Origin of the sequence: Gardnerella vaginalis ATCC 14018 = JCM 11026 (assembly GCF_001042655.1) — a bacterium.
GTDB lineage: Bacteria > Actinomycetota > Actinomycetes > Actinomycetales > Bifidobacteriaceae > Bifidobacterium > Bifidobacterium vaginale.
This window is the reverse complement of sequence record NZ_AP012332.1, coordinates 991,060-1,015,307: the sequence shown is the minus strand read 5'-3', so window position 1 is coordinate 1,015,307 and position 24,248 is coordinate 991,060. Positions and strand designations below refer to the sequence as shown.

The following is a 24,248-nucleotide window of genomic DNA, read 5'->3' as shown; positions in this document are numbered from 1 at the left end:
CGAAGAGTTAGCTAAGTCTTTTTTGCTACTTTCTAACTTTTCGTCGTTTTTGTTTTGACAATTCGTATAAAATTATTGTATAGTTAGTGGGATATCCCACTAAAAATGAGGTGTTTTGTGGAAGTAGTGAAAGATTATGACGTTCGTCTTGATAGTAAAAAGCGTGTAACTCTGCGCGGAGCTAAATACCCTTATTACAATGTTAAAGAATGTGATAATGGTTGTATTTTATTAGAGCCACGTGAGCTTACTATTCCTAAGAGTATCTCTTCTAAAACTCTTAAAAGTATGGATGAAGCAATCCGCAATTTTAAGATTGGCAAAGTCTCTGAACCTGTTGATCTCTCTGACTTCTAGGAGTAAGTGAATGAACTTCAATATTAGAATGGGTATTCCAGAGATGTCTAATATTTGGGAGAGATTGAAGAAAGAGTTTCTAGAAGGCAGTATAAGTAAAAAAGATCTTTCTCTTTATAAGAAATGGGGAAAATCTATGAAACTTTTATCTGAAAATCCAAGGCATCCAGGATTGCATACTCATGATATTGAAGAATTGACAAATAGATATGGTGTTAGAGTTTGGCAATCCTACTTGGAGAATAAAACAAGTAGTGCAATGAGAATGTATTGGGTTTATGGTCCAGATCATATGTCAATAACTATTATCGGTTTAGAGCCTCACCCTGAAGATAAGAAAAATGGATCATATTCTAGAATTTCACTTTCTGATATGCCAGAGATGTGATTTTAGCTGTTAGTCGTCGCTGGGAAGATGTAGGCTGATGGGTTCGAAAAAATATTAGGAAAGGAACGAAAATGGCTGAAGCTAAGGAAGATCTTACGTTTACGCCGGAAGAATCGCGCTTAATTTGGATTGATTGCGAGATGACGGGACTCGATATTTTCCACGACGAATTATGCGAAGTATCTGTAGTTCCAACTGATTTTAATTTGAAAGTTCTAGACGACGGTATTGATTTAGTGATTAAGCCGAGCGATGCTGCTGTGGCTCATATGAACGATTTCGTACGCAATATGCACACTTCTTCTGGGCTTGTTGACGAGTGTAATAAAAACGGTTTGCCTCTAGAAGAAGCACAAAAGCAGGTTGTTGAGTATGTAAAGCGCTTTTTGCCAGAGCACGGAAAAGCACATCTTGCTGGCAACTCTGTTGGCTCCGATAAAAAGTTCCTCGACCGTTACATGCCAGATTTAATGGCAAATCTGCACTATCGCGTAATAGACGTAAGCACGTTGAAGGAGATTTCGCGCAGACTTTACCCAGACGTTTACCGCAATAAGCCGGCAAAACACGGCGGTCACCGTGCGCTCGCGGATATTATTGAGTCGATTGACGAGTTGAGATATTACCGTGACATGATGTTTGTTCCAGCTCCAGGCCCAAGCGAAGCACAGGCAAAAGCTGGCGCACAGCACATTGAGAGCACGAGCTTGCTTCGCGACTACGAGCGCCGCGGAGACGCGCTAGAAGACGTAAATTCCGCAGAAAAGCGCGATTATTAAATAAAGCGCGACTATTAAACGCAATAAAAGGTACTGCCAATGAAGCAATCCGAAGCCCTAACCATAATCAACGCTGGTGCAAGCGTTTTCATTACCGGCGCTCCGGGTGCAGGTAAAACCTACGTATTAAACGCGGCTATTCGCGAAATGCGAAAAAACGGTTTAAGCGTGGCTGTAACGGCTTCTACAGGAATCGCAGCAACGCATTTAAACGGTCAAACCATTCACTCGTGGAGTGGAGTTGGAGTTTCAAACGCGCTTAGCGATTCGCTTCTTAAAACCATTAGAGCTAGGCGAGGGAAACGCATAAAAGCCACGGAAGTGCTCGTGTTGGACGAAGTTTCAATGATTCACGCGTGGCTTTTCGACATGGTTGATGAAGTATGCCGCAAAGTGCGCAAAAACTCTGCTCCCTTCGGCGGACTTCAAGTAGTTATTTCGGGAGATTTCTTCCAGCTGCCTCCTGTGAGTACTTCTATGCGAAATCGCGATGTGTTCGAGCCAAGTCCAGAGTTTATTGAGTCGCGCGAAAAGTATGCTGCTGCTGGCAAAAATCCAGAAGGCTATATTACGGAATCTTTCGCCTGGGATGCTTTAAAGCCTGTTGTGTGCTATTTAACTGAGCAACATCGTCAGGATGACGGCAAATTGCTTGAAGTTTTGACGGATATTCGTGGCGGTCTTGTAAGCTACGAAGATAAGCAAGTGCTTGCCAGTCGCCTTGGTGAGTATCCGCAAGACGATGAAGTTTCGGTTCATCTTTTCCCTACGAACTCACAAGCAGATGGTTTAAATAATGTGCAGCTTGCGGCAATTGATGCTGAGCCTCACGAATTCGTGGCAACAGAAGCCGGCCCTAAAAATCTCGTCGAGCGTTTAAAAAAGAATATGCTCGCTCCAGAACGGCTTGTATTAAAGGTTGGAGCTGCAGTGATGGCGTTGCGAAATGATCAAGATAAGCAGTATGTGAACGGCTCGGTTGGGCGAGTTTTGAGATTCGCACCTGAATCTAAAGGTGGATGGCCGATTGTTGAGTTTGAAAACGGCAATATTGTCACTCTTAAGCCGGCTGCTTGGGAAATGACGGATGGTGAGACTGTTCTTGCTAGCGTAAATCAAGTGCCACTTAGATGCGCGTGGGGAATTACGATTCATAAATCGCAAGGTATGACGCTTGACAGTGCGGTAATGGATTTGCGTAGAACTTTTGCTCCCGGAATGGGATATGTGGCGCTTTCTCGCGTGGAAAATCTTGGCGGGCTTTATTTGGAAGGTATTAACGATCGCGCGTTTAGTGTTTCGGCGGATGCTGTACTGTTAGACGGATTCTTGCGTGAGGCTTCTGAGAAAGCAAGTAAGCTTCTTACTAACAGTGGTGCCAATTCTTTCATAAAAAACACGTTAGAAAACGAATTCGTTAGTCAGCAGGAACTTGATATTTTTGCAAGTACTAGCAATGATGAGTTTGGATTCAATGACGAGTTTTAGTTTTATTTGTTGCTGTTGAAACGGTGTTATTTTTCCCGCATTTGTTCCCTTTTGGGTCGATTTGGAAAACAAAAGCAAGAACACTTTCGCTTTTTGCAAGTAAAACGTTCGTAGTTTGATTAGCTGTGTAAACAAGTGTTTATGTCCTCATGCGCAAATAGATTGGAACGCATGAATTCCAATGTACTTCGTATGTCTCAGCTGTTCCTTCGTACGCTGCGCGAGGATCCAGCAGACGCGGACGTAACTTCCGCAAAACTTATGCAGCGCGCAGGCTATATTCGTAAATCTGCCCCAGGTGTGTGGACTTGGTTGCCGCTTGGACTCAAGGTTTTAAACAAGGTTCAAGCGATTATTCGTGAAGAAATCAACGGTATCGGTGCACAGGAGGTCCACTTCCCAGCGCTTCTTCCACGTGAGCCTTATGAGGCTACAAATCGTTGGGAAGAATACGGCGATAACATTTTCCGCCTTAAGGATCGTCATGAGGCTGACTATCTTCTTGCTCCAACGCACGAAGAAGTTTTCACATTGCTTGTTAAGGATATGTATTCTTCTTACAAGGATTTGCCAGTTACTTTGTATCAGATTCAAACGAAGTATCGCGATGAATTCCGTCCTCGTGCAGGTCTTATTCGCGGACGCGAGTTTATTATGCAAGACGCTTACTCGTTCTCGATTGACGAAGATGGTTTGAAGTCTGCTTATGTTGAAGAGCGCGCTGCTTACGCTCGAATTTTCGACCGTTTGGGCATTAAATACGTGATTGTTCACGCTGTTTCTGGCCCTATGGGCGGATCGGATTCTGAGGAATTCTTGGCTCCAATGGCAATTGGCGAAGATACTTTTGCGCTTGCTCCTTCTGGAAAAGCTTGGAATGTTGAGGCTTTGACCACACCAGAAATGCAAGATGTTGACTGCTCGGCAACTCCTAAAATGGAGACTCTTGATACTCCAGATGCTAAGACGATTGAGGCTTTGGTTAAGGTTTCCAACGATTTGCATCCGCGCGAAGACGGCCGCGAATGGCAAGCAAGCGATACTTTGAAGAATCTGATCATTGCTGTTAAGCATCCAGCTGATGCTGAGGGTGGTGAGCACGAGGAGCCATGGCGCGAAATCGTGGCTATTGGTATTCCAGGTGACCGCCAGGTAGATATGAAGCGTCTTGAAGCTCAGTTTGCTCCTGCAGAAATTGAAGAAGCAACTGAGGATGATTTGAAGGCTCATCCTGAGTTTGTTAAGGGCTACATTGGCTTTAGCGTATTAGGTCCTCAAGCTCGCAAAGATGGTAGTGGAATTGAAAATCCTGTCCGCTACTTGATGGATGCTCACGTTGTAAAGGGCAGCGCCTGGATTACAGGAGCCGACGAAGACGGAAAGCATGTTTACAACGCTGTTTACGGCCGCGATTTTGAGGCTGATGGTGTTGTTGAAGCAGCCCAGGTTCGCGACGGCGATATGAGCCCAGATGGTTCCGGCCCATTGAGCTTCGAACGCGGTGTGGAAATCGGTCAGGTGTTCCAGCTCGGCTTAAAGTATTCTAAGGCTTTGGGCTTAAGCGTTCTTAACGAAAATGGTAAAGCTGTACCAGTTTGGATGGGCTGTTACGGTATTGGCGTTAGCCGCGTGATTGCATGCTTGGCAGAAACGCATCACGATGATGCTGGTCTTGCATGGCCTATGGCGATTGCTCCAGCTCAAGTTCACGTCGTTGCTACAGGCAAAGATCAAGTTGCTTTCGATGCTGCTGAGAAGGTTGTTGAAGAGCTTAGTAAGCAGGGAATCGAAGTAATCTTCGACGATCGTCCAAAGGTTTCTCCAGGCGTGAAGTTTAAGGATGCTGAGCTTGTTGGTGTGCCGCTGATTGCTGTAGCCGGCCGCGATACTGTGAACAATGGAACGATTGAAATCCGCGATCGCAACGGTTCAAACGTTGAGGCAATTCCAGTGGATGAGGCTGCTGCTCGAATTGTAGAGCGCGTTCGTGAACAGTTGTAATCGCAATAACTGTTAACAACGAATCAGCGATTAAGCAATTAAACTATTAAACAATTAAACGACTAAGCAATATTGCCGTTGGTGTAATGCTTTGTATATTATACGCATTATTTTCAGCGGCAATATTGCTATGAATAGTAAAAAATTATCTAAATTATTAGAATAGAATGTTCATAAGTTTTAATGTTTAATTCTATTAAAACTTTCTAAAAATCATTTACACCTCCTTCAATATCGTCATATTGGTTTTCTTCGACTTGTGAGACGAAATCTATTGTTTCTTTTGCTGAAGATTCAGCATCATAATGGTATTCTTGGCTGTCGTTTTCTTGCGAAGAATCCATAGAATATGTATTAGCCATAGGGTTTTTCATCGCCAAGCTCAAATCTTGGTTGGAATAAGTCTCTTGATTTGACCGATTTTCTTGGTTTATTTGATTAGTGTGATATTTGCTATTGTTACTCTGATCGGTTCTTCCACGATTATAAGAGTATTTAGTAAAAGCACTGATTCCTCGATTTAGGTCGTGTCCAATTGCGGTTGCTTCTAGTACAACTCGAGATCGGTCTTCTCCGTCTTTGTGCCAGGATTCCGTGTTTAAATTTCCACATACGACTATCGCGTCTCCCTTATGCACGCTTTTTAGTACATTTGCAGCTAAAGACTTGTATGCTTTTACTGTCATCCAAGTTGTCGGTCTATCTTTCCACTGTCTTTCCTCGCTATGATAGTAAGACGTTGTGCTTCCTATTCTAAGTGAGCATGCTGGTGAGTTTTCGTTGCGACTAAAGTTCACAGGGTCATTCCCTACATAGCCGCTGATTGTTAGTGTTGCTTGTTGTTGTGCCATATTCTTAACCTTTCAAAAGTTTGGACTGCGACTAATTTAAATCTCAAAATTCATCGCGCAACACGTGTTGATTATTGTGATTTTCAATAAATTTGCCGCAGTAGAATCAACTATGAAGTATCAAAAATAGTTTTGCAAGATATTTTTATCAATGTGGTTAAAGCCTATGCTTTATGCACATCGTTTAAAAACTCTTGACAAAATATATAAAACTGAGTAAGCGAGTCTAAAATGCGGAAAATATATGTAGATTGATATACTTAGCGGAAGTAGTTTTTGTTTTTCATTAGCATTGGAAGGTGAAGCTTGAATTTTTTGCCTACATGTTTGTGTTATTTGAATCAGGGATTACTGAAAAGTAGTTATTAATCACGTGGAGAGAGGACTACATTTATGTGGCATAAGTCGCACGTATTTTCTGCAAAGAAATGTTTAGCTGCTGCAGCATCAGCCGTTGCCTGCGTAGCAATGATTGGATCTACTGCAGTATCTGCTAGTGCTTTGGTTATAGTGTAGAATCACAGTGTTGCTAATGTTAATACTAATTGGCAAGTTCAGAATCAGTCAGTTGCAAGCTACATTTTAGGTGCAATTCGTGATGTGCGTTCAAAGTATTATGACGATGGCGTTACCCTTATGAACGGTATGCCTCTTGCGGATTATGTTGCTTCTAAGGGTCTTACAAAAGAGCAGTATATTAACGATATTCGCTATGATCGTGCTAATGAAGAGGATGCTTATCGTCGTGCAAATGAGACTGTTCAGCATGGAAAACTTGGTCATTTTGCTGCGGATGGTGTGAGCCTTCCAAACTACGATGGTCGTAAGGCTTGGGGCGAAAACGTTGCTTGGGGTGAAAGCCCAGAAGAAGCTATGTCGGATTGGACTGCTGGAGAGGAATCTGCATTACACCAGTCTAATGGTGCTGCAACTACTGACAATGCTCATCTTTACCAGATTTTGAATCCAGAAAACATTTCCTTCGGATATGGCGAAATAGCAGGTACCAAATACGGAAGAGTATCTGTTTTGACTCTTTCAACTCAGGTTGGAGACACTGACTACCCACAAGGCAAGTTAGGTGTTGCTCCTCACCTTGATTTTGCTTGGATTATTCGTAATAACGATATTGCTGTTGGTGCAAATGCTTACACCGACAAGCAGCTTGAGTATCGTTGGCTTTCCTACAATTTGAATACTCAGCAGTGGGCTACTATTGCTGATTGGAGTACTGGAAACTGGGCTTCTTGGGTTACAAAGCCAGGTGATTATTGGCTGCATTGCGAAGCTCGTGATCCTTCTACCAAGAAAGTTGTTCTAGAAAAGACAATTGCTTTCCACTACACAGTTCCAAGCCAAACAGTTATTACTGGAACTTATGCTGGTTGGCAAGGCAGTAGTGTTCTTCTTGGTGCATCCACTAATAATCCTAATGGTTCTACCAAGATTAAGATTTATGATTACAATGCTAAGCAGTGGGTTGAAGGATTTGATGGTCCTTGGGCTTTGTGGAGCCCACGCCCAGGCATTTACTGGACTCATTTCGAAGCTTACGATGAGAACGGTAATTTGTCGGATGTTAAGACCTACGCTTTCGGCGTGTGAATCTGATTAGTAAATCTGATTAGTATCATTTAAAAAGCCTGCAAACGTTTTAAACGCTTGCAGGCTTTTGTTTACTTATTTACTTTAGTTTTATTTGCGATTTACCAAATGTGTACGCGCTCGCTTGGGTCGAGCCACATCTCGTCGCCTTCTTTAACGTCGAAAGCATCGTAGAACAAGTCAACGTTGCGCGCAATGCCATTAGTGCGGCACTCTGCAGGGGAGTGTGGGTCGATTTGAAGGTATTGCTCCGCAATCTCGTTACGAGCCTTTGAACGCCACACAAGTGCGTAGCTTAAGAAGAATCGTTGCAAAGCAGTGAAACCATCAATCTTAGGAGCGTTCAGCAAAGTTTCGCGAATCGCATCGTCACTTCCGTCGATTTCTTGTCCCTTGCTCTTTTGCAAAGCAAAAGCGTAGGCTTTAAGAGCAATAGTTACTCCGCTTAAATCACCAATGTTTTCGCCGATTGTTAAAGCGCCATTTACGTGAGGCATTGCATCGCGCTCTTCTTTGCTCTTTAAGTGAGAGTATTTAACAATAAGCTGCGTTGGTGTAAAAGCATTGTATTGCTCAATAAGCGTTTTAGTGCGCTCAGTGAAGTTGGTTTTGTCTTCTTCAGTCCACCAATTGTTAAGCACGCCGTCGCCGTCGTATTCGCAACCTTGATCGTCAAAACCGTGGCCGATTTCGTGACCGATTACGGCACCAATAGCGCCGTAGTTTGCTGCGTCTGGAGCACTCGGGCTAAAGAATGGCGGCTGCAAAATCGCAGCTGGGAACACGATTACGTTAAGCAGCGGATCGTAGTAAGCGTTTACAGTTTGCGGAGTCATCTGCCACTCTTCGCGATCCACAGGTTCTCCAGCTTTTGCAGTATACCTACCAAACACAAATCGAGAAACTTCGCGCATATTCTCAATTAAGCAAGCGTCTTCCTTAATATTTAGCGCAGAGTAGTCAATCCAATGATTAGTATAACCAATATTTGGCTCAAACTTGCTAAGCTTTTCCAAAGCCTTTGCTTTAGTTTCCTCGCCAAGCCAGCTGCTGTGAGAAATCGACTCGCGGTAAGCGTTAATAAGATTGTCAACTAAGCCTTGCATATACTTTTTAGAAGACTCAGGGAAGTGCAAGCGCACGTATTCTTTACCGACTTCCTCGCCGCAAGCATCGTCAACAACTCCGATTGCGCGCTTCCAGCGATCGCGCGGCTTGGTGGCGCCGGAAAGAACTTTGCCGTAGAAGTCAAATCGCGCTTGTGCAAAATCCTCGCTTAACATGCTTGCCCAGCACAAAATCACGTGCACGCGTGCCCAAAGCTTTAGATCTTCTAAGTCGGCTTCTTGCCAAATCTTATTCAATCCTTCTATAAAGCTTGGCTCGTGAACTACTACTTTGCTAAAAGCTTTACGAAAATCTATTGGCTGATTCTTTGCTTCTTCGGAATCGTCGTAAGATTTTTGGGCAGCATCCAAGAATGCGTCAAGATTTAACGCTTCAAGCGTTTTTGCCAAATCAGCATAATCGTAAGGATTATAAGTTTTTTGAGAATCGCGTGTTGCTACGTTATCCCAGTGGTTGCTTGCGATTTGTGTTTCAACCTTCAAGAAACGTTCCGATTGCTCTCTTGTAGTAGTGGCATCTCCGTAACCAGCTAAGCGCAACAATGAAGCCACCATTTTTACGTATTCAGCGCGAATCGGAGCGTAATTATCTTCGCGATAGTATGCTTCGTCTGGCAAGCCCAATCCAGCCTGCTCAATGTGCATAATATTCGTCTTAGGGTCTTTAGGGTCTCCGCAGACGCCAAAAGCAAACATTGCATTTGGACCACCGTATGGAGTAAGAGAAGCAATAGTGCGAACCAGGTCTTCCTTGCTGTTTGCCGCATCAACAGCGTCTAAATCGCTCTTAATTGGCGTAATTCCAGCTTTTTCAATAGATGCAGTATCCAAATAGTTGCGGTATAAGATTCGCGACTTTTTGGCTGGGCAATCTTCGCTTTCTAAAATATCTCGAATTTGCGTCTCTGCATCTTCTGCGAGCTTGTAGAAAGCACCATACATTGGCTTGTCTTCTGGAAGAGTGTAAGTGTCAATCCAAGGACCGTTTACGTAACGGAATAAATCGTCTTGTGGTCGAGTAACCGATGAGAAGGAAGCTGGGTCAAAATTTACAGCAGAAATTTCCTTCTGCGATTCTTTATTATTATTATCATTGTTATTAGGCATGTGCCTAGATTACAAGTATTAAGCGACATCATTAGCTAGTATTTTCGCTATATTTTGCGCTATTTTCGTGCCTGCGCGTTAGTCTTAAATCATGATTGAACTTAAAACTCCATCCGAGATTGAAGCTATGAAGCCTGCGGGTCGCTTCGTTGGTAGTATTCTTAAAGATTTACAAGCAATGACAAAAGTTGGAACAAATCTTCTTGAGATTGATGACTTTGTTCGTCAACGCATTATGAGCCGTAAAGGTGCGTCTTCTTGCTATGTTGACTACGCTCCTGATTTTGGAACTGGTCCTTTTGCGCACTACATTTGCACTTCTGTAAACGATGCTGTTCTTCACGGAGTTCCTTTTGATTACAACCTTAAAGACGGCGATTTGTTGACTCTTGACTTAGCGATTAACGTTGACGGATGGGTTGGAGATTCTGCTATTAGTTTCGTGGTTGGAAAGCATGCGGATCCTGAAGATTTGCGCTTAATTAAGTGCACTGAGGAAGCACTTGAGGCTGGAATTAACATGGCTCAGCCTGGAAACCGCCTTGGAGACATTTCCGCAGCTGTTGGATGCGTTGCTCACGAGTATGGTTACAGCGTAAACCTTGAGTTTGGCGGTCACGGAGTTGGCCATATTATGCATGGCGATCCGCACGTTCCTAACGATGGCACTGCGCATCACGGCTACAAGCTTCGCCCAGGCTTGGTTATTGCTATTGAGCCGTGGTTCTTAAAGACTACTGACGAGATTTATCAAGATCCAAAAGACGGTTGGACTCTTCGATCTGCTGACGGTTCGCGTGGCGCTCATAGCGAGCATACGATTGCAATTACAGAGAATGGTCCAGAGATTTTGACCGTACGCTAAACTTCGAATAGTAAGTGCGTAAAACGAATAATATAAAATATAAAGAGGTACTTTAAATAAATGGCGGAATTTGATTTTGCCCAAGCGTTAAATGATGTTGAAGCAAAGTATTCTTTGATTTCTAAGGCTTTAGACGTTAATTCGTTGAAGACTGCTATTGCAGATTTAGAAAAGCAGGCTTCGGAGCCTGGACTTTGGGATGATTCTGATCACGCTCAGCAAGTTACGAGTAAGCTTTCGGCAGCTCAGTCTCAATTAAAGCGTTTACAAGCCGTTGAGCAACGCATTGAAGATACTAAGACTTTGATTGAACTTGGTCAGGAAGAAGAGGATGCTGATTCTATGAGCGAGGCTCAAGAGGAGCTTGGCTCTATTGCTCACGAGTTGGACGATATGGAAGTTCAAACTCTTCTTGACGGCGAATATGATGCTCGTGCAGCGGTGGTGACAATACGCTCTGGTGCGGGTGGTGTGGATGCTGCCGATTTTGCGCAAATGCTTCTTAGAATGTACTTGCGTTGGGCGGAACGAAACGGCTACAAAACTAAGATGATGGATACGTCTTACGCAGAAGAAGCTGGTATTAAATCCGCCACTTTCCAAGTTGATGCCCCATATGCGTATGGTCGTCTTTCCGTAGAAGGCGGCACTCACAGAATGGTTCGTATTTCTCCATTCGACAATCAAGGCAGGCGTCAAACTGGCTTTAGTGCCGTAGAAGTAATCCCACTTGTTGAAGCTACAGATCATATTGACATTCCAGATTCTGACATTCGTGTGGATACTTTCCAGGCGTCTGGCCCTGGCGGACAAGGCGTAAACACTACGTATTCCGCTGTGCGCATCACGCATTTGCCAACTGGTTTGGTTGTTTCAATGCAAGATGAGCGCAGCCAGATTCAGAACCGAGCTGCTGCAATGGCGGTTTTGCAATCGCGTTTACTTGTGCTTAAGCATGCTGAGGAAGCAGCGAAAAAGAAGGAGCTTGCTGGAGATATTAAGGCAAGTTGGGGAGACCAAATGCGCTCATACGTGCTTCACCCATACCAGATGGTGAAGGATTTGCGCACTGGCTACGAAACTTCGCAAACTCAGGCTGTTTTTGACGGCGATATTGACGGTTTTATTGAAGCTGGAATTCGTTGGCGTCACGAACAGAGAGTTGCAGCTAAAAAAGAGGCTGAGGAAAAGTCGCAAGCTTAGTCTGCATTAGATAAAATTCAAGATAAAAGTCAGAATAAAAATCAAAAATAAAATATAAAATAGTTAAAAACAAAATTAAAGTATATCGTTCAATAGTTCGTAAAGGAAACTGCAGAATATGTCTCTGATTTCACTAGAACATGTGTCGAAGATCTATCCTAAGGGTACGCGCCCTGCTTTGGACGATATTTCTTTAGACGTTAATCGTGGCGACTTCGTGTTTCTTGTTGGGGCGTCTGGATCTGGTAAAACAACTCTTCTAAGCTTGCTGCTGCGCGAAGAGGAGGCCACTAAGGGCGAGATTCACGTTGCTGGTAATGACTTGCGACGCTTAGTGAATCGTCAGGTTCCGCAGTATAGACGTACTCTCGGCTTTATTTTCCAGGATTATAAACTGTTGAATAATAAAACCGTGTATCAGAACGTGGCTTTTGCACTAGAAGTTATTGGCACGAGTCGTTCTACTATTAAGTCGCTTGTTCCGCGTGTGCTTGAAACGGTTGGCTTAACTGGTAAGGAAAATAATTATCCGCATGAGCTTTCGGGTGGTGAAGCTCAGCGTGTTGCAATTGCGCGCGCGTACGTGAATCATCCGCAAATTCTTCTCGCTGACGAGCCTACTGGTAATTTGGATCCAACTACTTCGCTTGGCATTATGGAAGTTTTGGACGCTATTAATCGTACGGGCACTACAATTGTTATGGCTACGCATAATGAAGAAATTGTTAACTCAATGCGCAAGCGAGTTGTGGAGCTTCATGCTGGAAAAATTGTGCGAGACGAACGCGAAGGCTCTTATGATTCTGCGCTTTACTTCCCAGACGCAGATGTTGAGCAAAAGTCGAAAGCTCAGCAGGCAGTTGAAGGCGATTCAGGTGTTCGTACTGTGGCAGATTCAGGCTCTGATCACACTAGTTTTAACTCGTCTTCTGAAGATCCTAAAAATTACAGATTCATGTCTAAACGCGCAAAGCGTGCAGCTCAAGCAAAGCAGGCTATGGATGCTGTTGCGCAAACTTTGCAAAATGGTTCTGAAGATAATGAGGGTATTGCTCGACTTGCGCAATCTGTTCATTCAGGCAGAACGGGTAGATATGGTGAAGTTTTTCAGCCTTTAGAAACAACTATGACTTGGGGGCGTGGTCTTTCAATTCCACCAGCTCCTCCCGTGCAAAAGTCGAATGATGCTGAAGATATGAAGAATTCAGATTTTGCAGATTCTAGCAACTCTTCGGATTCTGGCGATTCTCTTGATTTAAGTGAGAATCAAAAAGATAAGAATAATACAGAAAATATTGTCGAAAACGATATTGAAAATTCTAGCGAAAATTCTGGCGAAAACGTCGGCAATACAAGCGAGAATCCAAGCGAAACTGGCGATTATATTGAATCTAAAGAATCCAATGAAAAAAGTAAATCTGAAGCCAGTAAAAGCGAAAATCTTAAGAACGAAGGAGACGAGTAATGCGATTGCAGTTCATATTCTCAGAAACGTGGATTAGCTTGCGCAGAAACGTTTCTATGATTGTTTCGGTAATGCTCGTTACCTTCATATCGTTCTTGTTTATAGGCGCATCTGTTCTTATGCAAGCGCAAATCACAAAAGCCAAAGGCGATTGGTATGACAAGGTAGAAGTTGTAGCATGGCTTTGCCCAGACGGTACAAGTCAGTCAGCATCCTGTGCTTCTGGAAAAGCTCCTACTAAAGAAGAAATTGTAAAATTGGAAAACATTATTAACCAAGAGTTAGGTGATGATGTTTCGAATATCACTTATGTTAGTAGAAGCGAATTTTACAAGAATACTTTTCTTAAGCAATATCCTAATGGCTTATATCAGGGGCGTACTTTAACAGCTGCTGATATGCAAGATTCTTTGCGACTAAAGCTCACAAATCCAACTAAATACCAGGTTGTTTCAGAAGTTCTTTCTGGCAGAAATGGTGTTGAGGAAGTAGTAGACCAAAGACAAATTTTTGACCCAGTGTTTAGCGTTTTGAATCATGCCACGGCTGTTACAATCGTGCTTGCTGCAGTTATGGTTGTTGTTGCGATTATGCTAACCGGTACAACTATTCGTATGTCTGCAGCATCTAGAAAACAAGAGACGGAGATTATGCGACTTGTGGGCGCGTCTAATTGGACAATTCGCATGCCATTTATTTTAGAAGGTGCTTTTGCGTCCCTTATGGGCTCTCTGCTATCTGGGTGCGCGCTAAGCGTTGTTGTTAAAGTGTTTATTACAGATTGGCTTGCACAAAACGTTCGTTGGATGCCATTTGTAAATCAAACAACTGTTTGGATGACAGTTCCAGTGCTGGTTCTTGGAGCCGTGCTACTTTCAATAGTCGCCTCCGCGGTTGCACTCAGAAGATATCTGCAAGCGTAAACATAAAAGAAAAATTTAAATTATCAATAAATTATGAACATTAATAGATCATAAATAAAAAATCATAAATAAAAAAATTTTATCGATAATAGAATTTTCAATGTATAATTCGCATTAGTTGTGTTTGAATTATTCTACTTGAAAGGGAAGTAAATATGGAAAGCAAGAAATGCCATGCAAAATATTGTAAGCGCACTGTTGCAAGCGCGATTGCAAGCAGCTTTCTTATGCTTTCTGCCGGTATTACCTTATATGCTTGCCAGCCACTACGCGCTGATGCAGTTACCATGCAAGATTACAACAGGAAAGTTCAAAGTAATGCCGCTCTTAAAAAGCGTCTTGCTGGAGTAAATAAACAGCTTGCTGATAAGATTCTAGAGCTCAATGATTTAAACGAACATCAAATCCCTAATCAAGTCCGTGCTGCTCAGCAAGCTCAGGAGCAAGCGCAACAAGCTATGGGCCTTGTTGAATCAACAAATCAGCGTTTGCAGTCTGCGCAAAAAGACAAACTCGATTTAGAAGAAAAAATCAAGCAGACTGGCGAAGATTTTGATGATGCAAAGGCTGCTGTAGCTCAACTTGCTCGCAAAAGTTTCCATGGCTCCAATGCCTCTAACGTAATGGCAATGGTGACTAAATCCACTACTACCGAGCAGTTTGTTGGAAAACTTCAGTCAGAAGCTGCTGTTGCACGTAGCGAAGCAAATGCTGCAAATGATGCTGCTGTTACTTTGAGTAATTCTATGAATAGACGTCAGCGCTTAGCTGCTATTGAAACAGAGATTCAAAAATTAAAAGCAAAAGCTGATTCTGAGGCGCAGAGTGCTCAGGCTGCGGCTAAGGCTGCCAGTGAAAAGCAGCGTTCTCTTCAGTCTTTAAGAGATCAGGGAACTATTCTAAGAAAGCAGTTAGAGAGTCAAAAGAATAGTCTTACTTCTCAAGATGCTCGCGAAGCTGCGGAAATAATTGCTTTGAAGTCACAAATTGACGCTCAAGCTAGGGCTTTAGCTGCTACGGCTGCAGCTCGCATGAATCCTAATAATGGTAATCGTCAACAGCTTAGAGGCGGCGGCAGTTGGAATACTCCTTCTTTGCCTTCGCTGCCGCTTTCTAATGGTGCTGCAAATGGTATGAATTACGCGGTTCCTGGGAATTGTCCTGCTGGTTCTGGCAATTGCTATGGTCATAATACTGGTAACACAGCTGGAGGTTCTGCCTATCCAGCTCGCCAATGCACACTTTGGGCGTATTTGCGCAGATCACAGCTTGGTCTTCCAGTAGGATCCTTTATGGGCAACGGTGCTGATTGGGCGAATTCTGGGCGTAGACTTGGGTATCTTGTAAATCGCACACCGCATGTTGGTGCTGTTATGGTATTTGCTAGAGGAGCTGCTGGATCAGATCCTACATATGGACATGTTGCTGTTGTTGAACGCGTTAATTCGGACGGTTCGGTACTGATTTCTGAAGGTGGCGTTGGATTTGCTACGTTCCCGTCTTATAGGACTATTCGTAATGCTGGCAATTATGAGTATGTTCACTATTAATTTTTATGATTCGATTTAGGCTGGTGTAATTTGGATAAAAAACCTGGTTCAGATGGTACTTTAACTGTTGCAAGAAATAAAAAAGCAAATCACGACTATGCGATTGAAGATTGCTATGAAGCAGGTATTGCTCTTACTGGCACAGAGGTTAAGTCTTTGCGCGAAGGCAGAGCTTCTTTAGCTGAAGCGTTTGTGAATATTGATAGACGTGGTGAGATTTGGCTAGAAGGCGCAAATATTCCAGAGTACTTAAATGGCACTTGGAATAATCATGCTCCTAAGCGCAAGCGCAAGTTGCTTCTTCATGCGATTCAAATTGCTAAGCTTTCTAGGCAGATTGAAGCTAAAGGTTATACCATTGTGCCTTTGAGGATTTATTTTAAAGGCAGCTACGCTAAAGTTGAGATTGCTTTGGCGCGAGGCAAAAAAGAGTACGATAAGCGTCAAGCGTTGCGCGAAGAACAAGATAAGCGCGAAGCATTGCGCGCTATGCGATACAAGAATATGCAATCTAGGTGATTTGCTGTTTTTTATTTCTTGCTTACTGTTGCGCGAGGGCTGGGTGTTTCTTGTCTCACAACGCTCCGCCTCTTACGTGTTTTCTGGTGTTGCGGTTGTTCCGATTTGGCTTTGATTTTGTTTTTTTGAGTTGAAGTTTGTTTGTAGTGGTGGCTCATTGGATTATTTGGTATCGGCTGCTGCTCTTATACTGTTCGACCAAGAATCACCCAGCCCTCTTACGTGCTTGAACAATTACGTGGTTTTTATCACTGAGATTCTCGATTTTTCTTCTTCATTCGATGAATCACCATCAAAGATGCTGAGGTTCATCTCATTCAGTGCGAAAAATCTCGAATCTCTACCCAGCTTGGTGTAATCGTACAACTTTGTAGTAGGTCTATAAACGACACGCCGTATATTATTCATTTTTGTGAATAATATGCGGCTTTCGATTTTGTAATTCGCTATTTTTTGCTGATTTTTAGCATATTCATGTATGGCAATTTATGAATATTCAGTTTTTGCATTTTAATAATCGCAATTTAGTAGCGATATCGTGTATAGTTATGCATATCACTGTAAATTATAAGTTATTTATTCTTTAAATATTGGACAGGAGAAGAAAATGCTTAAGTCAAATAAGATTTTTAAGTCAATTAAGCCTATTGCAGCAATTGCAACTCTTGCATTGATTGGATGCACATGCGCATGCGGTCCAGCCGATTCTAAGGCAGCAGACCCAGATGTGGCACGCAGCTACGATGTAAGCAAAGTTCAAAAAGACGATGAGATTGCAAAACTTGTTCCAGAAAGCGTTGCAAAAACTGGCGAATTAACAGTTGGTGTAAACGTTAGCTATGCTCCAGCAGAGTTCTTCGCTGCAGATGGCAAAACACCAGTCGGCTACGAAATCGACTTTTCTAAAGCTTTAGCAAAATTGATGGGCTTAAAAGCGAAGATTATGCATGCTCAGTTTGATTCCATTATTCCAGCAATCGGAAGCAAATATAACGTTGGAATCTCGGGCTTTACTGTAAACGCTGAACGTATGAAGTCCGTTGATTTTGTAACGTACGCAAACGCTGGCTTATCTTTTGAAGTTCGTAAAGGAAACCCAACTAAAGTAGATCCAAAGAATCTTTGCGGCAAAAAAGTTACATTAGAAACAGGCACTGTTGGCGAGCCAATCATGGAAGAAGCTAAAAAGCAGTGCAAGGCAAATAACGATAAGCCACTAGAAATCATGAGCTTTAAGGAGCAGACCGACGCCACTACAGCATTGCTTTCTGGTCGTGCAGACGTTATGTATGCTGACACTCCTGTAGCTGGTTATGCTGCAATAAAGAACAATGGAAAGCTAGAGATTCTAGAAAGCAGCAACGACGCGGAGCCAATGGGTGCAGCCGTTAAGAAGGGCGATGCTAAGATGCTAAAGCTCATTAAGGCTGCAATCGATAAGCTTATGAAGAATGGCGTTTATAACGACATTCTAAAGAAGTGGGGTGTTGAAAACGTTGCCATTAAGGAAGCACAAGTAAATCCAGAAGTCTGATCTTAAATTTGGCGTGCGTTTGTAGCTATTAGTATAGTGAAAACCGCACGCTTTATTTGTATTTAATATATTTGTACATCGCAAGTGCGTTAATTACTAGTTAATAATCCGCTAGTTATTATTCACATATGTGACAATTTAAAATGTTAATGGAGAAAATATGTTTAACAATGCGAGTAAGAAGCTTTCGCAAAATTCTGATGGTGATCGAATTCTACCAGTCAAAAAACCTGGACCAATCATAGCTGGCATAATCGTAGCTATAATTGCGTGCTCGCTGCTTTATTCTATAGTTACAAATCCGCGATTTGAGTGGAATGTTGTAGGCATATATCTAATAAGCGACAATGTTCTTACAGGCATTGCTTGGACGCTAATACTCACATTCTTGTCTATGATTATTGCAATCGTTCTTGCTATAGGATTAGCAATGATGCGTAAGTCTGTAAACCCTGTTCTTCGAGCCGTAAGCTGGTTCTTTATTTGGTTCTTTAGGGGTACTCCAGTTTATACGCAGCTAGTATTTTGGGGAATGTTTGCTGTACTTGTTCCTAAGTTGAGTATGGGCATTCCATTTACATCCGTTGAGTTTTTCTCCATTGATTCCAACGTTGTTATGACTTCTTTAAACGCTGCAGTTATTGGATTGTCCCTTAATGAGGCTGCGTATTTGTCGGAGATTGTTCGTGCTGGTTTAGAAGCTGTGGATGCTGGTCAGGTTGAGGCAGCTCAAGCTCTTGGCATGGGCAGGTCTTTGACTATGCGCAGGGTTGTTTTGCCTCAGGCTATGCGTATTATCGTTCCACCTTTGGGCAATGAGACTATCGGTATGCTTAAAACTACGTCTCTGGTTTTAGCTGTGCCTTTTACCTTAGAACTTCAGTTTGCAACAAATGCTGTAGCAAATCGTATTTATAAGCCGATTCCGTTGCTTATAGTTGCTAGCATTTGGTATTTAATTATTACGTCTATTTTGATGGTTTTTCAAGTTATGTTAGAAAAGCATTTTGGTAAAGGATTCGAAGCAAAAGACATTGTAAACAATGCTCAAATTAACTCTAATGCTGCAAAACGTGGAGATAATGCGATTAAAGCGAATAGTGACGCTGTAAAGGGTCGCAATAATGCAACAATGTTAGGTTTTAACGCATAAACATATAACGCATAAACCGCGTCAAAATTACAAATTTTATATAATCGTAATTAGATTTGAGGAAAAATGACTGATATTTTAACGGTTGATACACAAAGCCAAAATGTTACTAAAAGTGATACTCCAGCAGTAGTCATAAAAGATTTACACAAGTCCTTCGGTAATCTTCAAGTCCTTAAGGGAGTTGACATGACTGTTAATCCAGGAAGTGTAACAGTCATACTTGGTCCTTCTGGAAGTGGAAAATCAACCCTATTGCGATTGATAAATCAGCTAGAAAAAATTACGTCTGGTAAAATCACAATTTATGGCGAGCGCATTGGCGTAAAAACCGTTATACATAATGGTAAAGAAGCATTGCAAGCGTTAAATGACAATGAAATTGCAGCGCAACGCGCAAAGCTTGGAATGGTGTTCCAACGTTTTAATTTGTTCCCACATATGACTGCTATTGAAAACGTTATGGAATCGCCAGTTCATGTTTTACACATGGACAAAACCGCTGCACGCGATTTAGCAATTAAAGAACTTGAACGTGTTGGAATGGCAGATAGATTAGACCATTATCCTTCTCAGCTTTCGGGTGGTCAGCAGCAGCGAGTTGCCATTGCGCGTGCGCTTGCGATGAAACCAGAAATAATGCTTTTTGACGAGCCTACGTCTGCATTAGACCCAGAACTAGTTGGTGAAGTGCTTAACGTTATGCGTGATTTAGCTAATGATGGAATGACAATGATTGTTGTAACTCACGAGATTGGCTTTGCGCGAGAAGTTGCAGATCAAGTTGTGTTCATGGATGGCGGAAAAGTTGTTGAATGTGGTACTTCAGGAATCATAGATTGCCCACAAACAGAAAGATTTAAAGATTTTCTACATCACGTTTTATAAGTGTTTTGCAAGTGTTTTGCAAGTATTTTTTGCATATTTTAATAAGATTTTTGCATATTTTCGACATGTGTAGAAACACGCACGCTTTATAACGTACAATAGAAAATTATGTGTGGCATTGTAGGATATGCAGGTTTTGGCACAGTTTGCTCAAAGCCTCTAGAAGTTTGCTTAAATGGGTTAGAACGCTTAGAATATCGCGGATATGATTCATCTGGAGTAGCTCTTGCTGCTCCAGGAATGGATTCTATATGCGTACGCAAAAAAGCTGGTCGCTTAGCTGTTTTAAGAAAAGATATAGAAGCTGATCCAATGCCAGAAGCGAGTGTGGCAATAGGTCACACTCGATGGGCTACGAATGGCGCTCCTTGTGATTTAAATGCGCATCCGCATGTTAGTGCCGACGGAAAAATCGCACTTATTCACAACGGTATTATTGAAAACGCTATTAGTCTTAAAGAACAAATGCAAAAAGAAGGCATAGAGTTTTCGTCTCAAACAGATACGGAAGTTGCAGCAAAAGCGCTTGGAAAAATCGCGAATCAAATAATTGAAGAAACTGGTAAGCCAGATCTTTTTGAAGCAATAAGACGAGTTGCAAAAATTCTTAAAGGAGCTTTTACTCTACTTGCAGTAGACGTTAGACAGCCTAATATTGTTGCTGCTGTTCGTCACGATTCGCCGCTTGTAGTAGGTGTTTCAAATAACGAGTATTTTCTAGGCTCCGATGTTGCTGCTTTTGTTCAATACACAGATAAAGTGCTTGAAGTTGGTCAAGATCAAGCTGTTTTAATCGGAGATATAGAAGGAAACAAAAAAGCACAGCTTCGTCTTACTGATTTTGACGGCAACGAGATTGAAAACCCTAGTTGTTTTACAGTAGACTGGGATGCTTCTGCAGTAGAAAAAGGCGGATGGGATTCCTTTATGGATAAGGAAATCCACGAAGATCCGCATGCCGTAGCTGATACTTTACGAGGACGATTCGACGCAAAAGGGAATATTATTCTTGACGAAGTTAGAATTAGTCAAGATATTTTGCGATCAATCGACAAGATAATAGTTGTAGCTTGTGGAACAGCAAGCTACGCTGGATTAGTTGCAAAATATGCAATTGAACATTGGGTGCGCGTGCCAGTAGAAGTGGAGTTGGCTCACGAATTTAGGTACAGAGACCCAATTTTAACGCATAGAACGCTTGTTGTCGCAATATCTCAATCTGGCGAAACAATGGACACGTTAATGGCGTTAAGGCACGCGCGCGAGCAGGGCAGCCGCGTGCTTGCAATATGCAACACTCAAGGCTCGAGTATTCCGCGAGAATCGGATGCTGTACTTTACACTCATGCTGGCCCAGAAATCGCAGTTGCTTCTACAAAAGCATTTGTTGCGCAAATCGTAGCAGCATACATGCTTGGGCTTTATTTGGCTCAAGTCAAGGGAACAATGTACAGAGATGAGATTCAGCAAATTGTGTCTCAGCTTAAAGAAATGCCAGATAAAATCCAAAACGTTTTAGATACGCAAGCTGATTCGATTATGCAAGCCGCAAAGAAAACAATAGACGCAAAATCGTTCTTGTTCCTTGGCAGGCATGTTGGCTACCCAGTTGCTTTAGAAGGCGCATTAAAGCTAAAAGAGATTGCGTACACGTTTACAGAAGGTTTTGCGGCAGGAGAGCTTAAACATGGCCCGATAGCTCTAGTAGACAAAGGCGAGCCAGTTGTTGTGATTGTGCCATCTTCTAGAGGCAGAGACGTTTTACACGCTAAAGTAATCTCGGGAATTGAAGAAGTTAAGGCTCGCGGAGCGTTTACTATTGCGGTTGCAGAAGATGGTGATCCAGACGCTGAGCGTTACGCAGATATTGTGTTCTGGCGCCCTAAATGCCCAACGTTGTTAAGTCCTTTAGTAGATGTTGTAGCATTACAACTTTTTGCTATGAATATGGCAAAGCTTAAAGGCTATGACGTTGATAAGCCTAGGAATCTTGCAAAATCTGTAACTGTAGAATAGCAGTGAATATTATGTGTGCAAGAAGCCCGCAGAAAAGTCGCAAGCAGGATTTTGGTTGTTTTGTTATGCGTAATATAAACCGTAATATAAACCGCGTTTTTGTTCGTAATATAAAGCGCGTAATTTCTGCGATTACATGCGTTTTTATTGTTGCTTTTTGTGCGTCATGCGGATCTGTTGATTCTAGAACAAAAATAACAGTATGGTCTTGGGAACCAAGCATGAAGCGGATTGCGGCAGATTTTGAGAAACAAAATCCAGATATTCGAGTTAGCGTTAAAGATACAAGCGGATACAACAATCTTAACAGTGCTATTCAAGACGGTTACGGTATGCCAGATGTTGCCCAGCTTGAATACCACGCTTTGCCACAATACGCGGTTAGCGGACAACTTTTGGATATTACAAATCGCGTTCAAGGAACTCAAACATTCTATACGCCAGGCACATGGTCTTCTGTTCAATTAGGAGGACGAGTTTATGGATTGCCAATGGATTCAGGTCCTTTAGCATGGTTTTATAATCAAGACGTATTCAACCAAGCAGGTGTGGATGTTACGCAAATTCACACCTGGAAGGATTATCTACATGCTGCAAGAAAATTAAAAAATATTGGCGTTTATATTGCTGCAGATTCTGGAGATGCAAGTTTTTACAACGCTATGATTTGGCTTGCAGGAGGAAGACCTTTTATAACTTCTCACGATGGTAAAACCGTTACAGTTCGCTTAAGTAAAGACAAAGGAACAAAAGACTTTACTAAATTTTGGCAGTCCATGATTGACGAAGATTTGGTTGATACAAGACTTGCAACTTGGACTCCAGCTTGGAAAAGTGCAGTCGGTTCTGGCAGTGTTGCATCTGTTTTTGCTGGAGCATGGATGACATCGCTTTTAATGCATGATATTCCAGGCGGAGCAGGGTTGTGGCGTGTAGCGAGAGTTCCGACTATGAATGGAAACAATGACAATGCGCAAATGGGAGGATCTGCTCTAAGCGTCCTTCAGTCTAGTCGCAAGCCTGAAGCCGCGATGCGTTTTGTGAATTTTGTATGCCATGATCAGACTGGTATTAAAGAAAGAGTTTTATCTGGAGCATTCCCAGCAGACGTTGTGACTCTTAGAGACAAATCGTTTCTAAACAAAACAATGGTTCGTGATTCTCGCGGAATCGATGTGCCATATTTCGGAGGACAACAATTCAACCGTATTTTTGCAGATGCAGCAAATCATGTAGACACAGGCTACAAATATTTGCCGTTTGAAGTATATTCTCGTAGCGATTTTCGTTTCACAGTCGGTTTGGCCTATGATTGGAACAGAAAATCAAGAGCACGTTTAACAGTGCAGTCGATGATTGATGCAGGCATTAAACAAGACGATGGTAAGGATTTTCAACTTCCAGACGACCCTGGTCCTAAAATTAGTCTTAAAGATGGTATTAATCTTTGGAAAAAAGACTTGAAAGAATACGGGTATAATCAGGGTTTTGTTGTGCGCTAGACTTATGCACTTTAGGTCTGTAATCCAAAGGAAAAGTCGCTAGCAGCCGATCGTTCGTCTATAAATCTCGTACATTCCTTTAAAAATCAAATTTGGATCGTAATAATCAATAGTTTCAACGTCTTTTTCAAAAAGTCGTCCCAAGCCGCCTGTAGCAACAACCTTAAAAGGCTCATTTATTTCTATTTTGAATTGCTCAATCGTGCGCTCAATTCCACCCAAGAAGCTGTAATACAATCCAGCTTGCATAGCTGGACGAGTTGATTTTGTAAGAACGGATTTAGGGCGAGAAATCTCAACTTCTGGAAGCTGAGCAGTATTATCCCATAGAGCTGCAGCCGCCGCACTAATTCCCGTGCAAATAAGTCCGCAAGTAATTGCTCCGCTTTTATCAACGTAGTTATAGGTTGTAGCTGTGCCAAAATCTATAACTAATACGGGGCCACCGTATTCGTAAAACGCGCCAACACAATCCGCTAAGCAGTCTGCTCCCAAAGAGCGTGGCTCGTCAATGCGAATATTTACGCCAGTTTTTACGCCAGGGCCTACAATCATAGGGTCGATTTGCAAAAACTTAACAATGCTTGCGCGGAACGAGTGCATAACTTTTGGGACAACCGAAGCAACAATAACATCTTCAACATCGTTTACGCTAAAACCGCTAAGATTTAAGAATTGCGTAATCATAATGCCGTATTCGTCGGAAGTGTGATTTGCTTTTGTAGTCATTCTATACGTGCCAACAATCTTGCCGTTCTCCAAGAATCCAAGCACAATATTCGTGTTGCCAATGTCTACTGCTAAAAGCATATTCGCCTCCGTTGCGTTTGTTGCGTGTTGCCAAACTTAAGTATTCGCATCTTTAGAGCAATACTACATTAACGCTAAGTCTGTTGTGGGCTTTTACAAGCTTTCTTTACTTGGTGT

At 42.4% G+C, this 24,248-nt stretch carries 20 protein-coding genes and 1 pseudogene; 18 read left to right on the top strand and 3 right to left on the bottom strand.

Annotation, left to right across the window (positions count from 1 at the left end; translation table 11 throughout):
* Positions 1-117 precede the first annotated feature (117 nt).
* The 5 genes from GAVG_RS03925 (at position 118) to GAVG_RS03905 (ending at position 5,013) form a co-directional block, all read left to right on the top strand.
* Complete coding sequence (locus tag GAVG_RS03925) at positions 118-357, top strand: hypothetical protein (protein ID WP_004120033.1); 240 nt, start codon at positions 118-120, stop codon at positions 355-357.
* Between the two features lie 136 nt (positions 358-493).
* Positions 494-745 (top strand): hypothetical protein, encoded by a 252-nt coding sequence (locus tag GAVG_RS03920; protein ID WP_004130611.1) that lies wholly within the window; start codon positions 494-496, stop codon positions 743-745.
* A gap of 71 nt (positions 746-816) precedes the next feature.
* Positions 817-1,524: an oligoribonuclease gene (orn, locus tag GAVG_RS03915; RefSeq protein ID WP_009994424.1), complete on the top strand. Its 708-nt coding sequence runs from the start codon at positions 817-819 to the stop codon at positions 1,522-1,524.
* Between the two features lie 39 nt (positions 1,525-1,563).
* Positions 1,564-3,012 carry a PIF1 family DEAD/DEAH box helicase gene (locus GAVG_RS03910; RefSeq protein WP_009994423.1) on the top strand — a complete coding sequence of 483 codons (1,449 nt, stop codon included), beginning with the start codon at positions 1,564-1,566 and terminating at the stop codon, positions 3,010-3,012.
* Positions 3,013-3,183: 171 nt separating this feature from the next.
* Positions 3,184-5,013 carry a proline--tRNA ligase gene (locus GAVG_RS03905; protein WP_029600586.1) on the top strand — a complete coding sequence of 610 codons (1,830 nt, stop codon included), beginning with the start codon at positions 3,184-3,186 and terminating at the stop codon, positions 5,011-5,013.
* A 206-nt stretch (positions 5,014-5,219) separates the two neighbouring features.
* Here the strand turns inward: GAVG_RS03905 and GAVG_RS03900 are convergent, their stop codons facing one another.
* Positions 5,220-5,864 (bottom strand): single-stranded DNA-binding protein, encoded by a 645-nt coding sequence (locus GAVG_RS03900; RefSeq protein WP_004138146.1) that lies wholly within the window; start codon positions 5,862-5,864, stop codon positions 5,220-5,222.
* Positions 5,865-6,257: 393 nt separating this feature from the next.
* On the opposite strand from GAVG_RS03900, the gene GAVG_RS07545 reads away from it, so the two are divergent.
* The gene (locus GAVG_RS07545; protein WP_013399632.1) at positions 6,258-6,380 is read left to right on the top strand and encodes a hypothetical protein; all 123 of its coding nucleotides are present in this window, start codon (positions 6,258-6,260) and stop codon (positions 6,378-6,380) included.
* Positions 6,381-6,956: 576 nt separating this feature from the next.
* Positions 6,957-7,469: pseudogene (locus tag GAVG_RS07500) on the top strand (1,4-beta-N-acetylmuramidase); the annotation flags it as partial.
* A 101-nt stretch (positions 7,470-7,570) separates the two neighbouring features.
* Here GAVG_RS07500 and GAVG_RS03890 read toward each other — a convergent pair.
* A complete protein-coding gene (locus GAVG_RS03890; RefSeq protein ID WP_013399630.1) occupies positions 7,571-9,703 on the bottom strand; it encodes a M13 family metallopeptidase in 2,133 nt (710 codons plus the stop codon).
* Between the two features lie 91 nt (positions 9,704-9,794).
* On the opposite strand from GAVG_RS03890, the gene map reads away from it, so the two are divergent.
* The 11 genes from map (at position 9,795) to GAVG_RS03835 (ending at position 23,321) form a co-directional block, all read left to right on the top strand.
* The gene (gene map, locus GAVG_RS03885) at positions 9,795-10,568 is read left to right on the top strand and encodes a type I methionyl aminopeptidase (RefSeq protein WP_004132877.1); all 774 of its coding nucleotides are present in this window, start codon (positions 9,795-9,797) and stop codon (positions 10,566-10,568) included.
* A gap of 60 nt (positions 10,569-10,628) precedes the next feature.
* Positions 10,629-11,771, top strand: coding sequence for a peptide chain release factor 2 (gene prfB / locus GAVG_RS03880; protein WP_004120869.1), 1,143 nt, complete (start codon positions 10,629-10,631; stop codon positions 11,769-11,771).
* 118 nt (positions 11,772-11,889) lie between these two features.
* The gene (gene ftsE / locus GAVG_RS03875; protein ID WP_004114920.1) at positions 11,890-13,236 is read left to right on the top strand and encodes a cell division ATP-binding protein FtsE; all 1,347 of its coding nucleotides are present in this window, start codon (positions 11,890-11,892) and stop codon (positions 13,234-13,236) included.
* The gene (gene ftsX / locus GAVG_RS03870; protein ID WP_004114923.1) at positions 13,236-14,159 is read left to right on the top strand and encodes a permease-like cell division protein FtsX; all 924 of its coding nucleotides are present in this window, start codon (positions 13,236-13,238) and stop codon (positions 14,157-14,159) included. The genes ftsE and ftsX overlap by 1 nt, the downstream gene beginning before the upstream one ends.
* 155 nt (positions 14,160-14,314) lie before the next feature.
* Positions 14,315-15,709: a CHAP domain-containing protein gene (locus GAVG_RS03865; protein WP_004113498.1), complete on the top strand. Its 1,395-nt coding sequence runs from the start codon at positions 14,315-14,317 to the stop codon at positions 15,707-15,709.
* 30 nt (positions 15,710-15,739) lie between these two features.
* Positions 15,740-16,228: an SsrA-binding protein SmpB gene (smpB, locus tag GAVG_RS03860; protein ID WP_004113499.1), complete on the top strand. Its 489-nt coding sequence runs from the start codon at positions 15,740-15,742 to the stop codon at positions 16,226-16,228.
* A 607-nt stretch (positions 16,229-16,835) separates the two neighbouring features.
* Positions 16,836-17,762 carry an ABC transporter substrate-binding protein gene (locus GAVG_RS03855; protein WP_004113500.1) on the top strand — a complete coding sequence of 309 codons (927 nt, stop codon included), beginning with the start codon at positions 16,836-16,838 and terminating at the stop codon, positions 17,760-17,762.
* Between the two features lie 160 nt (positions 17,763-17,922).
* On the top strand, positions 17,923-18,915 hold the full coding sequence (locus tag GAVG_RS03850; protein WP_004113501.1) for an amino acid ABC transporter permease: 993 nt from the start codon (positions 17,923-17,925) through the stop codon (positions 18,913-18,915).
* A 66-nt stretch (positions 18,916-18,981) separates the two neighbouring features.
* The gene (locus GAVG_RS03845) at positions 18,982-19,803 is read left to right on the top strand and encodes an amino acid ABC transporter ATP-binding protein (protein ID WP_013399629.1); all 822 of its coding nucleotides are present in this window, start codon (positions 18,982-18,984) and stop codon (positions 19,801-19,803) included.
* Between the two features lie 108 nt (positions 19,804-19,911).
* The gene (glmS, locus tag GAVG_RS03840; RefSeq protein ID WP_004114934.1) at positions 19,912-21,819 is read left to right on the top strand and encodes a glutamine--fructose-6-phosphate transaminase (isomerizing); all 1,908 of its coding nucleotides are present in this window, start codon (positions 19,912-19,914) and stop codon (positions 21,817-21,819) included.
* 11 nt (positions 21,820-21,830) lie between these two features.
* Complete coding sequence (locus GAVG_RS03835) at positions 21,831-23,321, top strand: ABC transporter substrate-binding protein (RefSeq protein WP_009994176.1); 1,491 nt, start codon at positions 21,831-21,833, stop codon at positions 23,319-23,321.
* 39 nt (positions 23,322-23,360) lie between these two features.
* On the opposite strand, the gene GAVG_RS03830 is transcribed toward GAVG_RS03835, so the two are convergent.
* Positions 23,361-24,131, bottom strand: a complete 771-nt coding sequence (locus tag GAVG_RS03830) for a type III pantothenate kinase (protein ID WP_009994175.1) — start codon at positions 24,129-24,131, stop codon at positions 23,361-23,363.
* Positions 24,132-24,248 lie beyond the last annotated feature (117 nt).

Bases quoted from the DNA above. Each gene is read 5' to 3' on its own strand.
- ftsX (WP_004114923.1), top strand. From the start codon at position 13,236: ATGCGATTGCAGTTCATATTCTCAGAAACGTGGATTAGCTTGCGCAGA.
- GAVG_RS03835 (WP_009994176.1), top strand. From the start codon at position 21,831: ATGTGTGCAAGAAGCCCGCAGAAAAGTCGCAAGCAGGATTTTGGTTGT.
- orn (WP_009994424.1), top strand. From the start codon at position 817: ATGGCTGAAGCTAAGGAAGATCTTACGTTTACGCCGGAAGAATCGCGC.
- ftsE (WP_004114920.1), top strand. From the start codon at position 11,890: ATGTCTCTGATTTCACTAGAACATGTGTCGAAGATCTATCCTAAGGGT.
- GAVG_RS03865 (WP_004113498.1), top strand. From the start codon at position 14,315: ATGGAAAGCAAGAAATGCCATGCAAAATATTGTAAGCGCACTGTTGCA.
- glmS (WP_004114934.1), top strand. From the start codon at position 19,912: ATGTGTGGCATTGTAGGATATGCAGGTTTTGGCACAGTTTGCTCAAAG.
- GAVG_RS03890 (WP_013399630.1), bottom strand. From the start codon at position 9,703: ATGCCTAATAACAATGATAATAATAATAAAGAATCGCAGAAGGAAATT.
- GAVG_RS03855 (WP_004113500.1), top strand. From the start codon at position 16,836: ATGCTTAAGTCAAATAAGATTTTTAAGTCAATTAAGCCTATTGCAGCA.
- GAVG_RS03905 (WP_029600586.1), top strand. From the start codon at position 3,184: ATGAATTCCAATGTACTTCGTATGTCTCAGCTGTTCCTTCGTACGCTG.
- prfB (WP_004120869.1), top strand. From the start codon at position 10,629: ATGGCGGAATTTGATTTTGCCCAAGCGTTAAATGATGTTGAAGCAAAG.
- GAVG_RS03845 (WP_013399629.1), top strand. From the start codon at position 18,982: ATGACTGATATTTTAACGGTTGATACACAAAGCCAAAATGTTACTAAA.
- GAVG_RS03900 (WP_004138146.1), bottom strand. From the start codon at position 5,864: ATGGCACAACAACAAGCAACACTAACAATCAGCGGCTATGTAGGGAAT.
- map (WP_004132877.1), top strand. From the start codon at position 9,795: ATGATTGAACTTAAAACTCCATCCGAGATTGAAGCTATGAAGCCTGCG.
- GAVG_RS03830 (WP_009994175.1), bottom strand. From the start codon at position 24,131: ATGCTTTTAGCAGTAGACATTGGCAACACGAATATTGTGCTTGGATTC.
- GAVG_RS03910 (WP_009994423.1), top strand. From the start codon at position 1,564: ATGAAGCAATCCGAAGCCCTAACCATAATCAACGCTGGTGCAAGCGTT.
- GAVG_RS07545 (WP_013399632.1), top strand. From the start codon at position 6,258: ATGTGGCATAAGTCGCACGTATTTTCTGCAAAGAAATGTTTAGCTGCT.
- GAVG_RS03920 (WP_004130611.1), top strand. From the start codon at position 494: ATGAAACTTTTATCTGAAAATCCAAGGCATCCAGGATTGCATACTCAT.
- GAVG_RS03850 (WP_004113501.1), top strand. From the start codon at position 17,923: ATGTTTAACAATGCGAGTAAGAAGCTTTCGCAAAATTCTGATGGTGAT.